At 37.2% G+C, this 13,686-nt stretch carries 12 protein-coding genes and 1 tRNA gene; 6 read left to right on the plus strand and 7 right to left on the minus strand.

Annotated elements, in window-relative coordinates; translation table 11 throughout:
- Nucleotides 1-16: 16 nt before the first annotated feature.
- The 7 genes from rsmH to H4J70_RS05355 all read right to left on the minus strand — a co-directional run bounded on the left by rsmH (nt 17) and on the right by H4J70_RS05355 (nt 8,932).
- Nucleotides 17-958 (minus strand): 16S rRNA (cytosine(1402)-N(4))-methyltransferase RsmH, encoded by a 942-nt coding sequence (gene rsmH, locus H4J70_RS05325; RefSeq protein WP_070377051.1) that lies wholly within the window; start codon nt 956-958, stop codon nt 17-19.
- Nucleotides 959-1,040: 82 nt separating this feature from the next.
- A complete protein-coding gene (mraZ, locus tag H4J70_RS05330) occupies nt 1,041-1,499 on the minus strand; it encodes a division/cell wall cluster transcriptional repressor MraZ (protein WP_070374782.1) in 459 nt (152 codons plus the stop codon).
- Nucleotides 1,500-1,755: 256 nt separating this feature from the next.
- Nucleotides 1,756-2,553 (minus strand): sulfite exporter TauE/SafE family protein, encoded by a 798-nt coding sequence (locus tag H4J70_RS05335; RefSeq protein ID WP_259367998.1) that lies wholly within the window; start codon nt 2,551-2,553, stop codon nt 1,756-1,758.
- A 78-nt stretch (nt 2,554-2,631) separates the two neighbouring features.
- A complete protein-coding gene (locus H4J70_RS05340; protein WP_182229967.1) occupies nt 2,632-3,123 on the minus strand; it encodes a YcxB family protein in 492 nt (163 codons plus the stop codon).
- 91 nt (nt 3,124-3,214) lie between these two features.
- Nucleotides 3,215-5,524, minus strand: a complete 2,310-nt coding sequence (gene parC / locus H4J70_RS05345) for a DNA topoisomerase IV subunit A (RefSeq protein ID WP_182221136.1) — start codon at nt 5,522-5,524, stop codon at nt 3,215-3,217.
- Nucleotides 5,525-5,723: 199 nt separating this feature from the next.
- Nucleotides 5,724-7,025: a GGDEF domain-containing protein gene (locus H4J70_RS05350; RefSeq protein ID WP_182250734.1), complete on the minus strand. Its 1,302-nt coding sequence runs from the start codon at nt 7,023-7,025 to the stop codon at nt 5,724-5,726.
- A complete protein-coding gene (locus H4J70_RS05355) occupies nt 7,025-8,932 on the minus strand; it encodes a diguanylate cyclase (protein WP_182250735.1) in 1,908 nt (635 codons plus the stop codon). The genes H4J70_RS05350 and H4J70_RS05355 overlap by 1 nt, the downstream gene beginning before the upstream one ends.
- Before the next feature lie 183 nt (nt 8,933-9,115).
- On the opposite strand from H4J70_RS05355, the gene H4J70_RS05360 reads away from it, so the two are divergent.
- The 6 genes from H4J70_RS05360 to H4J70_RS05385 all read left to right on the plus strand — a co-directional run bounded on the left by H4J70_RS05360 (nt 9,116) and on the right by H4J70_RS05385 (nt 13,614).
- Nucleotides 9,116-9,192, plus strand: a tRNA-Arg gene (locus tag H4J70_RS05360).
- 166 nt (nt 9,193-9,358) lie between these two features.
- On the plus strand, nt 9,359-10,597 hold the full coding sequence (locus H4J70_RS05365; protein WP_182250736.1) for an integrase domain-containing protein: 1,239 nt from the start codon (nt 9,359-9,361) through the stop codon (nt 10,595-10,597).
- 89 nt (nt 10,598-10,686) lie between these two features.
- Nucleotides 10,687-11,871, plus strand: coding sequence for a hypothetical protein (locus H4J70_RS05370; protein WP_182250737.1), 1,185 nt, complete (start codon nt 10,687-10,689; stop codon nt 11,869-11,871).
- A gap of 159 nt (nt 11,872-12,030) precedes the next feature.
- Complete coding sequence (locus H4J70_RS05375) at nt 12,031-12,294, plus strand: AlpA family transcriptional regulator (RefSeq protein ID WP_182250738.1); 264 nt, start codon at nt 12,031-12,033, stop codon at nt 12,292-12,294.
- 1 nt (nt 12,295) lies between these two features.
- Nucleotides 12,296-12,730 (plus strand): hypothetical protein, encoded by a 435-nt coding sequence (locus H4J70_RS05380; protein ID WP_259367999.1) that lies wholly within the window; start codon nt 12,296-12,298, stop codon nt 12,728-12,730.
- A 302-nt stretch (nt 12,731-13,032) separates the two neighbouring features.
- Complete coding sequence (locus H4J70_RS05385) at nt 13,033-13,614, plus strand: inovirus-type Gp2 protein (protein WP_182250739.1); 582 nt, start codon at nt 13,033-13,035, stop codon at nt 13,612-13,614.
- Nucleotides 13,615-13,686 lie beyond the last annotated feature (72 nt).

Here is a 13,686-nt window from a genome sequence, read left to right on the forward strand (position 1 = left end):
AACTATATCAGCCGCATTAAAGCGGTAATCTCATTGCAACCCGCATGACTGAACTTCGTGAACGTTTATTTTCTTCAACTTCACTTTCACTGGGTTTTAGTCTTCGACCAACAAGTTCTAATTTTTTACCTTTATTCAATTCTGCTTCACTGATCGGTAAACCACGAGGCACTTTTTTGCCTTGCGAGTGTTTTTTCATAAACTGCTTAACAAGACGGTCTTCTAATGAATGAAAGCTAATAACCACTAAACGACCATTTTCAGCAAGTACTGATAATGATGCCGCAAGTACTTTTTCAATTTGCTCTAACTCACTATTAATGTAAATACGGATCGCTTGAAAGCTTCGTGTCGCTGGGTGCTTTTTAATTTCGCGTTGTGGTGCTGTCGTTTGAATGATTTTGGCTAACTGACTAGTACGGGTATAAGGGGTTTCTTCACGTGTATCAACAATGGCGTTAGCAATTCGCCAAGCGTGTTTTTCTTCACCAAAAGTACGTAGTACCCAAGTAATATCTTCAACATCAGCCACAGCAATCCATTCTGCTGCGGTTTGTCCACGCGAAGTATCCATACGCATGTCTAATGGGCCATCATTCATAAAGCTAAAGCCACGTTCGGCTTCATCAAGCTGCGGCGAAGACACGCCAAGGTCAAGGAGAATACCGTCAACTTTACCAAGTAATTGATGCTTTTCAGCAATGTTTTGTAAGTCGGCAAAGCCTTCGTGCTCAATAGTGAATCGAGCATCGTCAGCAAATTTTTCTGCTGCTTTAATTGCCGTAAGATCTCGGTCAATGGCAATAAGTCGACCATTTTCAGAGAGTTGAGAAAGTATAAGGGCTGAGTGCCCGCCTCGACCAAACGTACAGTCGATATAGGTACCATCGGGGTTGATTGCGAGTCCGGTCACTGCTTCGTCAAGCAATACCGAGATATGTGAATTATCTAATTTCATTTTGGGTAACACCATGTTACTGAATACCAAGTGATCAATTCGGTATCGGGTTATTAACTATTTTTAGTCTTATTTTTGCTATTTACAGTGATAAGTCTAACAAGCGGTCAGTCAGTTCAATTTCACCCGACTGAATTTGGCTAATGCCTTTTTGCATTTGCGCTTGCCAGGCATTTTCACTCCAAATTTCAAATTTCTTTAATTGTCCTACCAGCATCACACCTTTTTCTAAATTGGCATGTAAACGCAACGGACCATTAATCAATAAGCGACCACTCTTATCAATTTCACAATCAGAAGCATTGCCTAAAAGTACTTGCTGTAACAATCGTTCTTGTGGGTTCATACTCGATAAACTACACAATTTTAATTCTATTTCTTCCCATTCAGGAAGCGGGTAAAGTAGTAGGCAGGGATGTTGAATATCAACGGTACAAACCATTTTTCCTTGGCAATCGGCAAATAGCTCTTCGCGGTACTTGGTCGGTACCGTGATTCTATTTTTACTGTCGAGCGTAATTGCGCTTGTGCCTCTAAACATAATCCTGCTTTATTATTTTAGTAATCCTTTAAGATCCACTAATTCCCACTTATTCCCACATTGATACAGTTTAGTGAGAAAAGTGAAGTCATGTCAAGCAAAGATTGGTATAAATGATCTGGCCGAACGCCAATAAAATTAAGGCTTTGAGCAAAGTTGATGAATTTGTGGGGTTTTGTGGATCCTTGCCCCAGAATATGTAATACAATTAATTTTTTAGCTAATTTCGAAGAAAAGATGAGCGGTTAGCGACTACTTACTTGATACCAATGAGTCCTATTATTAACAACCAAAAAGCAAAAAATAATTTCAACTTAGTTGCTGAGAGGTGCGTCACTAAGGTCTTAGCAAAAATTCCGCCAAGCAAGGCACCTGGACCTGCGAATAGCACCACTTGCCAATAAATTTCAAATTGAATCAAGGTATGCTGCCAGATGGCAGACCAAACAGTAAAAGCTGAAACAATCACGGCTGCGGCCACGGCCATATTAATGTCAAAACGTCGAAGAATTAAATAAATAGCCAATAACTCACCAACACCTACCGATAGCCAAGCGGTAAGCGCACCACCAAATAGTCCTATGGTGGTTAAAGCGAGCCAATCAAAAAGGTAGAGTTGGCTACGCTCGCGATGAGGCTTAATAAAGAAGATAGTGCCAATTATAAATAGGCCAAGCACTAAAGAGAACCAGCTAAAGCTGTGATGCAAAGAAGTGGGTGAGCTAAGTTGATTACCATAAACAAACCAAATACCCATAATTGAGCTTATTGTGGTCACACTGATAATACGTTTAAACCCTTGCCATAAACGTAATTGTGTTTTTTCACTATGGTAATGAAACCACCAAGTAAAAGCGCCGGCAGTCATACCAAAACATTGAATAGCAAAGCTGGTCGCTATAGATTGTTGTTCAGTAAAGTTGAGTTGATTAAACAATGGGATAAAGACAACCCCGCCACCTGCTCCCGTTGAATTGGCAAAAATACCGCCAAGTAAGCCAATAAAACTAAAGACCCCATACTCACGAATGTCTTCGATAGCTATAGGAGACATTACTAGCATGCCAAACCAAATCGAAATGAATAATAAAATAAATTTAGGATTATTTAAGCGAAAAAAATTCACTGAATATTAACGCTTACTTTGCTGAGCCTGTTTATCGGTAAGGAATGTTATCGCTGCTGCCGATAAATTTTTATTAGAAATGTAACTACGCCCCTGAGCGTGTCTTATTAACCAACCTAGCTGGGTGTTTTGTATTAATTGCACGTCTGACCACAATAATGTCAAGCTAGCGTAAAATGATTTACTCACAATACCCTGTTCATCAATCGTTAAATCAACATTACCTTTGGCGGCTTTACTGAGCATTTGTCGCATCACCCACCACGGTTTTTGATAATAGGTACTGACGGCTTCAAGAATACCTAAAGCAAAAACAAACCAAGCTGCATAGGGATTCATTTCGGTAAACAGTACTAACAACATTCCAGCAACGGTTAAGGCAATTGATTTTTTATAGGCGCTTATTGAAGTAACGATGACAACAGATTCGCTAAAACATTCTTGAAAATGGGCTTTGTCTAGTTCGTAGGTTGTTGAGTAGGTAAAAGGCTGTGACATAAAGATAAAAAACTCAGGTAAAATAATAATGTTATTTTACCTGAGTTTTTAATAAATGATGAAGTAAATAGTGATTAAAAGTTACGGTTACTTATATCTCATCATTGGCTGTTGGAATTACCACGTCTTCAATGTTAATTTCTTCGGCGATCATACCCACTTCGACACGGTCAACGCGTTGTAGACCTCTTGGTAACTTATTGCCACGGCGACCACGCTCACCACGATAGTGTTCAACATCGCTGGCTTTTAAGGTTAACTTACGTTTACCCGCGTGCAATGTTACCGAACTTTCTGCTGAAATAACGTTTAGTATCGAAACAAATTCTTCACGGCTTTTCGCTCTTGCTGCAGAAATATTAATAATTTTGTTACCTTTACCTTTACTAAGTATCGGTAAGTCTTTGACTGGAAATACCAGCATTCGACCTTCAGACGTAATGGCAAGCACTAACATATTATCAATATTAGCAATTGGCAATGGTGTATTCACTTTGGCATTTGCTGGCACGCTTAATAATGCTTTACCATTCTTATTGCGGCTGATCATGTCAGAAAATTTACCAACAAAACCATAGCCAGCATCACTGCTGAGTAAATATTTGCTTTCATCACTTGCCATTAAACTCGTGACAAACGTTTCTCCTGTCGATAGGCTAAAACGGCCACTTAACGGCTCACCTTGGCTTCTTGCCGTTGGCAATGTATGAGCGTCGGTGGTGTAAGCACGCCCCGTTGAGTCAATAAAGACCACAGGATTATTGCTGCGCCCTTTTGAAGAACATAAGTAGCTGTCGCCTGATTTATAACTCAGCGCTTCGGGTTCAATATCATGACCTTTGGCACAACGCGCCCAACCCTTGTGAGAAACGACAACGGTAACGGCTTCACTGGGGACTAAATCTTTTTCAGATAGTGCTTTTGCTTCGCTGCGCTCAATAAGAACAGAACGACGGTCATCACCATATTTTTCAGCCGCTTCTTGAATTTCTTTTTTCATTAGCGTATTCATTCGCGCTGTTGAGTTTAATATTTTTTCAAGATATTCACGTTCTATATTAAGCTCTGCTTGCTCTGCTCTTATTTTAATTTCTTCAAGTTTAGCAAGTTGGCGAAGCTTAATTTCTAAAATTGATTCTGCTTGACGTTCTGATAAATCAAAACGAGAAATCAGTTCTTCTTTGGGTTTATCAAAATTTCGAATAATTTCGATAACTTCATCAATATTTAAATAGGCGATCAATAAACCGTCTAATAAATGTAAACGAGCTAACACTTTATCGAGACGATACTGCAAGCGACGACGCACAGTTTCGCGACGATATACCAGCCATTCTGATAAAATAACCCGCAAGTCTTTTACTGCAGGTTTATTATTCAAGCCAATCATATTTAGATTAACACGATAACTTTTTTCTAAATCGGTACTGGCAAACAAGTGATTCATTAATTGTTCTATATCAACTCGATTAGAACGAGGGATCACCACTAAACGGGTTGGATTCTCATGATCAGACTCGTCACGCAAATCAACCACCATAGGTAGTTTTTTCGCATTCATTTGCCCAGCAATTTGTTCAAGTATTTTGCCGCCAGAAGCTTGATGAGGTAAAGCTGTAATAACAATATCACCTTGCACAACCTCAAAGATGGCGCGCATCTTAATACTACCTTTACCGGTTCTATATATTTTTTCAATATCGGCTTTAGGTGTAATTATTTCAGCATCGGTGGGGTAATCAGGACCTTTGACATACTCAAGTAAATCACTAATTTCCGCTTTAGGTTGTTCAATTAAATGCACACATGCATTAGCCACTTCACGAACGTTATGGGGCGGAATATCGGTAGCCATACCAACAGCGATGCCGGTAATACCATTTAAGAGTATATGAGGTAAACGAGCAGGCAAGGTTTTAGGTTCATTCATGGTACCGTCAAAGTTTGGTGTCCAATCAACGGTGCCTTGACCTAACTCGGCGAGTAATATTTCGCTAAAACGTGATAAACGTGATTCGGTATAACGCATAGCAGCGAAAGATTTCGGATCGTCTGGCGCGCCCCAGTTTCCTTGCCCGTCAACCAGCGGATATCGATATGAAAATGGCTGAGCCATTAATACCATAGCTTCATAGCAAGCAGAGTCGCCATGTGGGTGAAATTTACCCAACACATCACCAACAGTACGCGCTGATTTTTTATATTTTGCGTTGGCAGACAAACCTAATTCAGACATCGCATAGACAATACGTCTTTGAACTGGCTTCAAGCCATCACCAATATGTGGTAAAGCTCGATCCATGATCACGTACATCGAATAGTTTAAATAAGACTCTTCGGTAAATTGTCGAAGTGGTCGCTGTTCAATACCTTCGAGGCTAAAATTAAGCGCGTCTGACATGAATTAATTCCTGAATTGTCAACCTGTTAGGGAGTAGCCCTACCCGTGACTTTGGTTATTATTTTTAGATTACATTTAGCTAGACTCTAGCTTATATGATTATATAGCTGTTGCCAATCAAGATGCGCCTTTGAGAGTACATTTTGAATGACAATAGGGAGACAAGGCAGGAAAACACTTCTTTATCAAAATCTGTAAATTAGTCGTTATTATTTTGGCCTTCATCATTAAACTGACAGACGCGGTTGCGTCCGTTAGCTTTAGCATAATACATCGCTATATCAGCTGCATTAAGTAAGTCATCAAAATTTAACTCGACTTGCTCTAAACAAGCAACGCCAATACATACCGATACTTGTTCGTTAATATTAAATTCAGACCAGTCTTTACTTGCCACTTTCTCACGTAAACGCTCGGCTATTGCCTTAGCTTCAGCACAGCCTACCTCTGGTAATATACCGGCAAACTCTTCACCACCTAATCGGGCAAAAAGATCGCGAGAGCGCATAGTTTCACTGCCTAGTTCGGCAATTATTTTAATAACTTCATCACCAATATCGTGACCGTAAGTATCATTTATATTTTTGAAGTGATCTATATCTAATAGAATGACACTTAAACTCTGTTTTTCATTGACCGCTGTGGCAACTGCTTCAGCGCCTTTTTCAAACAAAGTACGTCGATTATATAAGTTAGTTAGACTATCTACTTTTGCTAAATATTTTAATTTTTTTCTGACTTTTATTTGTCTCAATAGAAGTACAAAGAAAACAATAACAGTGACAACTAGTATTAAAATATTACGTTGTTGAGCAAACTTTTTATTCTCTGCAGCAATAATTTTTAAACGTTTAATTTTATTTTGATTGGCTAGTAATTCATTTTGCTTAATTTTTTCATCAGTTGCATAGGTTTTATTAAGATCTTTAATTTTATCAGCTCGGGTTCCATCAAAGTATTGGTAACCATTTCTTATATATTTTTTCTTATAATCGAACGCTTGCTTAAAGTCACCCAAAGCAGAAAATGAGCGAGCAAAAATCAGATTCACTTCAGAGAATTCAGGTAAATAAAGCTGCTTTTCAGGGATTTTATCTCGTAAGTTTAATGTCTTCTCAAGCCAAGCAATAGCCTGTTTATCCTGTTGTGCATGGTGCTCGATTAAAGCGTGTATCAAAAATATTAAATACTGTTCTGCGGCGTTAAAAGTTGAGTTGATTTCTTCTAGTTGTAATAAAACACCGGTAACTTGCACAGCATCTTTTTGATCGTTTTGTTGAACCAGTGATAACAAAGACAAAATACGAGCATTAATGGGTAACGGCTCTTTATTGTTCAAAATATTTTCAGGCTCAGCAGGCGCATTGTCACTCTTATTTTCTTCTGCGGCTAACGCTTCGCCAACTGAATAAGCTTGCGCTACTGAAGAAAATGCTACATTTGCCAAGTAGAAGCTCAATAAGACACACAGTGATATATTAGAAAAAGAGTAATGCTTCATTAAAAACACACCTTATTTCTACCTAAATTTTTTGCTTGATACATATTAATATCCGCGTCTTTTATCAGTTGAGCAAAACTTGTAGTACTTCCTTTTTGGTAAGAAGATATACCAATACTGACCGTAACCCCAGTGAGTTTTTTATATGACCAAACTTTATTTTGAATACTCAAGCGTAATCTCTCAGCCAAATCATAAGCATTTTCGGGTGAAGTGTTCGCTAATAAAGCAATAAATTCCTCGCCACCGAAACGGCCAAAACAATCACTTTGACGCATAATATGGTTAGCCAAGTCAGCAATATCTTTGAGTATTTTGTCACCGGTATTATGACCAAAGCTATCATTTATCGCCTTAAAATTATCAACATCAAGCATTAATATACTAAAAGGTGTCTGTTCTTCTTCTGCTCGGGTAAACATTTGCTCACCCAATTCGATTAAACGTCGGCGATTAGCAACACCTGTTAAATCATCAACTTGGCTAATTCGAACAAAATGTTTTTGACTTTGTAACATTTTAAGCAAAAACCAAGCGAGTATGACGAGCACCGTACCGACAAAAATAATCAACAAATGTAAATTTTCTTCGTGGTAGGTCACATCGTTAAGTTCTATTATTTGTACAGACTTCTCCTGTTCGAGTATTTTGTTTTTTAAGTCTGCTTGTTTGCTTTCAAAACTTAATCGTAACTCTTCAATTTGTTCCATATTTATGTTTTCTTGATCTTTAAATAAACGCGTTAAAAATTGAGATTGTTTTTCATAAGCTTGCTGATATCTTTGTGTTTTATAATAAATTTCAGACTGCAAATACATCAAGTGATAATTTGAAAAAGTATTTTTTGTTTGACTATTTTTTGCTAATATTTTTTCAGCGACCGCTAAGTTTTCAAGCGCCTCATCATATCGTTCCATGGCTTCAAGTACGTATGCCTTATTAACGTTAAAAAATAATAAGGCATTATGTTGCTGTACACCTTTTAGGTATTGTTCAGCAAGGGTAATATATTGATAAGCAACATCTAAATCAGGATCTTTCTTCTTAGCGTGCGACATAGACAAACGAGTATAAGCTCCACTTATAACTTCATTGTTACTAAATTTATTAGCACTGGCTATGACTTCTTCAAATAGCTCAATAGCTTGTTCATATCGGCTTTGATCCATGTAGTTCACTGCAATATTTTGTAAACTATTTAACGCATAGAGTGCCATACCCGCTTTTTTATAATGTTCGTAAGACGCTTGGTAAAATTTTATCGATTTTTTAGGGTTATACATATAAGAGTATAAAATACCCAACTCGCTGTTAACGGAACCTTTAAGTTCTTCATTATCTAGAGTATTGGCAATAACCAGCGCGTTATTGAGCATAGTCAACGACTTTTCATATTGTTCAGTTAGGTAATAAATAGCACCTAAGTTGATAAAGCCATCGGCAATAAATTTTTTAGCATCTAAGGATTCGGCAACTTCTAAGCCATTCAAATAATTCTCAACCGCGCCACTAGCATCACCTAAACTTTCTAAAGAAAAGCCACGTAAGTATGAAAGTTGTGAAATCAATATTGTAGGACTAGTTAAATGTTGTGCTATTTTTAACCCTTGCGATGCGGCGCTAAACGCCGATTTATATTGAGAGGCTTCAATATAAACTTCTGACAGTACTTGGTAATACTTTACCTGGTTCCCAACCGTTAACGCATTGATGTTGGTTTGATAAGAATCTAACAGTGCAAGTGCATCGGTAACATTGGTATTTTGTAATTTTTCAACGCGTTCAACAAAAAAGATAAAGTCACGATTGGTTGTGCCATTATCTGCAAATGTTTGCGTAGTTATCAACAAAGCGCTTAACAGAGACCAAAAAACCAAGGCAACTTGTTTGTAACGTTTTTTTAACAAATTCAACCTCTTATTTATAGTTTTAGCCATAGTTTAATCAACTTCAGTTGCAGTATAAAACGATTTAAAGCGAATGATAAACCGTTATTTCTAATTAATTATTTTTCATCCACATACAGAGAAAATAAAACTAGAACAACAACAACTTTTAAGATAAATTAACAACGCTTTTTGCGTTATAATGTCCTTGTAGCTCAGTTGGATAGAGCAAGCGCCTCCTAAGCGCTAGGTCGGACGTTCGAATCGTCTCAGGGACACCAAAATCATTATTTATAACGTTCAACAAACCTCACAAAACCTATTAAAAACAATCAACTCAGAGCACTTAACGGTTATTAACGCTTAAAGAGAACTTGTAATAATCACGTTTTATTGTAACACTCATTGTAACACCAGCCCTTACTTTGAGTTTCCAGTGTTACAATTATGGCAAAAACAACTAAGTCTTTAACCAATACAGAAGTAAACAAAGCCAAGCCTAAAAGCAAAGAATACAACCTTGCTGACGGTGACGGTTTAGCACTTAGAGTTAAACCTCAAGGCTCTAAATTATGGATCTTTAATTATTCCCGCCCTTTTACCAAAAAACGGGCAAATATTAGTTTTGGCAATTATCCTGACGTGTCACTAGCTGATGCTAGAGAAAAGCGCACTAATGCGAGAAAGTTATTAGCTAAAGATATTGACCCTAAAACCCATAAAGAAGAAGTTACCGAAGGCAAAAAAGCAGAGTTAAACAATACTCTCTTAAAGGTTGCTGAAGATTGGTTTGAATTAAAGAAGAAAACCATTGCCCAAAATACCGCTAACGACACATGGAACTCGCTTAACAATCATATATTCCCAAAACTAGGTAAGCACCCTGTTACCGCTTTAACGCCTGTTATTGTGATTGATGCGATGAAGCCAATCGCTAATAAAGGCAGCCTGTTTGTTATTAAAAGACTTTGCCAGCGCCTAAATGAAATAATGACCTACTCCGCTAATGTTGGCTTAATAGAAAGCAATCCATTAACGGGTATTTTAAAAGCGTTTGAAGCACCAAAGAGACAACATTACCCCACAATAAAGCCTGAAGAATTACCAAAGCTAATGGCTGACCTGAGCTATTCAACATTAAGGCTAGTAACGCGCTTATTAATTGAATGGCAGCTTCATACCATGGTGCGTTCAAACGAAGCCGCTACAGCAAAGTGGGCTGATATTGATGTTGAAAACGCATGCTGGCGAATTCCTGGCGATGTAATGAAAATGAACAAGCCACACGTTGTACCTTTAACGCCACAAACCCTAGCAATATTAGAACGTATTAAGCCTGTTAGTGCCGACAATGACTACATATTCCCTGCTGATAGAAACCTAAAAGGCCACGCTAACCGTGAGTCAGCAAACATGGCATTAAAGCGTATAGGTTATAAGAACAAATTAGTGGCGCATGGTTTACGCTCACTCGCCAGCACCACTTTAAACGAACAAGGTTTTGATGCTGATGTTATTGAATCAGCATTAGCCCACGTTGATAAAAACGAAGTAAGACGCGCTTATAATCACGCTGAATATTTGGAGCGTAGACGAGTAATGATGGCTTGGTGGTCTGCGCATATAACAAATGCGCAATCAGGCAAATTTAATAAATCGAATAAGGGTTTAACAGCCGTTATCTAGTTTTGCTAAGCCTAGGGTAGCTCCCGAAAGAAGTTGATTACCTACCAACTTTTGGCCTAGTGAATTTAAAGTAGGAACACGAGGGTGTTATGGAAAACAAACAGTTTTTAAATAGTTCTGATTTAGATGTTTTAATTGACATATTCATCGGTGACATAATCGAAGATTTAGTACCATATGTTTATTTTAAAGGACTTCTTTTAAATTTACAGAATAAGCCATTTTATGCCAATGGGTACTTTATCTTAGAAGAGTCTGAATGGGGGTACTCTTCATTTATGAGCGATGATGGTACACCAAAGGAAGCATGTTTTATTCGAGCCTTAAAAGGTACTAAGTATAGTAATAACGATAGATTACTTTTTCATACATACAAACTTAAAACGACGTGTGAATTAGAAGAAAAACTATATTGCTATGATGAGTTTAAAGATTTAATTGATTCATATAATATTCCGTTGCCTAGAGATATTAATTATTTAAAAAAGCAATTATCTTCTAATGGTCTCGAATTAATAAAACAAAAAAATCATCTCACTTTAGATGAAATTGCTGAATTAGCGACAAACATACACTCCATAGGTCAAAACCAAGTTGTTTCCTCTATGATAAAAATGGCACACCCCTCTAAGAATGAGTATAAGCAGAGGTTGTATGACGATATTAGAGGCGCAAATCAAGATGGTTACAAATTACACACTATTGAACTTTGGTGCTTTAATAATGACGAATTTGGTGAAAAATCGTCACAAATATATAAAAACAGTATTTACATAGAAAGAAATGTTGAAATCGACTTTCAGCATACAATTATTTCAAAGCAAGAGTTTGTAAGGTGGTGTGAATATCAAGATGTTAATATTGGATTAATATATGAACCCAAAAATTTTGATGAGCCTATTGAAGCACTAAAGGACGAAAAAGAAACACTAAAACAACAACAAAGGCCACCTCAACAGCTCCCCCCTTCAGTGTCGAATAAAAATAATAATGAGAAAATTAAACAATTAAATACAAAAATAAAAGCACTTACTGATGAAGTAGAGTTACTCCAAGGGAATTCATTTTCAATTATGACTTCAAAGCTAAAAGCCATTTTAGCTACTCAAAATGAATATTGGATAAATTACGATAATAAGAACCTACCCACCCAACAAGAAATTTCAAATTTCATTGCTGAGAAATTAAACTTAACTGTGACAGCAAAAGGAACAAATAGAACAGCGGATGAATTGGCAAAGGCTATTCAACCAGACGAAATAAAAAGAAAATAGCGTCATAGCTACAAAGCTTTAAAAATAATACTTCACAGTAAAAATCATACCTAAAAAAGTAGTGTCACATGACCCTGTGTCACTATGTCACAATCGACTGACACACATTTAGTCCTATAAATTTGTTCATGTTTTTAACACGCTTTTTAAGGAGCAAACATGAACATCAATAAACAACCAAGAATATTACGCAAACCTGAAGTACTTGAACTTACAGGATGGTCAAAAAGTACTTTATACAATCGCATAAAATCACAGCACTTCATTAAATCCATACCACTTGGAGAAAGAAGCATAGGATTCATTTCTTACGAAGTTAATGCTGTTATCAGAGCTATGTGTGAAGAACAAACTCCTATTCAAATCAAAGCACTTGTTCAAGAATTAATAGCAAATAGAACAACTAACAAAGGGGGTATTTAATATGGAGAACTTATTATTTACTGCCCCTGATGGCGCATTACCTGAAATAAACAGCCCAGCATACGAGTTACTTTTAATTCTATCTGACGTTAGTAAACATGCTAGAGATCATTTGTGTAACGAGCTTGGTGGTGGTTTTCGAGCTTACTTACAACAGCTAACAGGAGAATATTACCAGCACTGGCTTATTCATACTGAACAAGGTGAATACAACGGTAAAAAACAAACATTTTACTGGCTTGATGAAAGGCACTTTTCTTGTGATTGGGAGCTAGACAAAGACGCTCGAACCATTGCCAGAAAGCAATATAAAGACCGCTCATACTATGGCACTAAAAACGCAGTTAAACGCCTGAAGCAAGCCAAGCAGGAAAAAGCCGATGCTGATAAGGAGTATGAACAGCGAATAGAAAGCAAAAAGCCCACTCAAGACTAACCAAAGTAGGCTTTCTTTTAAACTGGCTAGACGGTGAGGTTTGACGGCAAAACCGCTAGCCAACAACAAGAGTATAACCAAGTTAACCACTTTTCAATAGTTAGTAGTTACAAACCTGTTAAACACTACCCTGTTTATGTTGATTGTTATTAACCATTATTTATAGGTTTTTTACCCCTATATTTATGATGATTGTAATAAACCAACTATAACCATTGGGTTTAGACAGGTAAGTAACAACTTACTTTGATCTAGGTAATTAATAATATCCTTTAGCGTTATCTTAGTTAGTAAACTATCTAATGGCATATATAACCAAAGACAAAGTAATAACAGTAAACGGCAATACTTGGTGGGTAAACTCAAAAGGAAGTGGGTTAATTGCGCACTCCATTAAAGCGGTGATTAACCAGATTGATGCGATGTTAAGTCACCATAGCAAAATACACATCATACGGTTTGATCTAAGAGTTTATGAATACACAGAAAATAACGGGATAATAACGGCCTTTAATCGCAGATTACATAAATGGCTTAAACGTAAGTACAGCTTAAAGCGTGTCGGCTTTGTTTGGTGTCGAGAGCTAGAAACAGCTAAGAAACAACACTATCACTATGCGTTATTGATAGACGGTCACAAGGTTAACTTTCCTTATGAAGTAACCAACAAAGTTAAAGAGCTATGGCGGCAACTAGACGGCTCTGAATACTTTCCTAAGAACTGCTATTACAATATTAAAAGAGATGATTACGAGTCGATACAGGACGCTATCTGGCGTATATCTTACTTGGCTAAAGCTAGAGGGAAAGGTTATAAACCAGAACAAACGAAGAATTATGGAACTAGCCGCATAAAACTAAAAAAGACAGTTGATTATCCGTAAATACGGGATAATTACGGGCTATATAAGGGCTATTTAAGGGCTATTTAAGGCCTATTTAAGGTCTATTTATGG

Source organism: Colwellia sp. BRX8-9 (assembly GCF_014077245.1).
In the GTDB taxonomy this organism is placed as follows: Bacteria; Pseudomonadota; Gammaproteobacteria; order Enterobacterales; family Alteromonadaceae; genus Colwellia_A.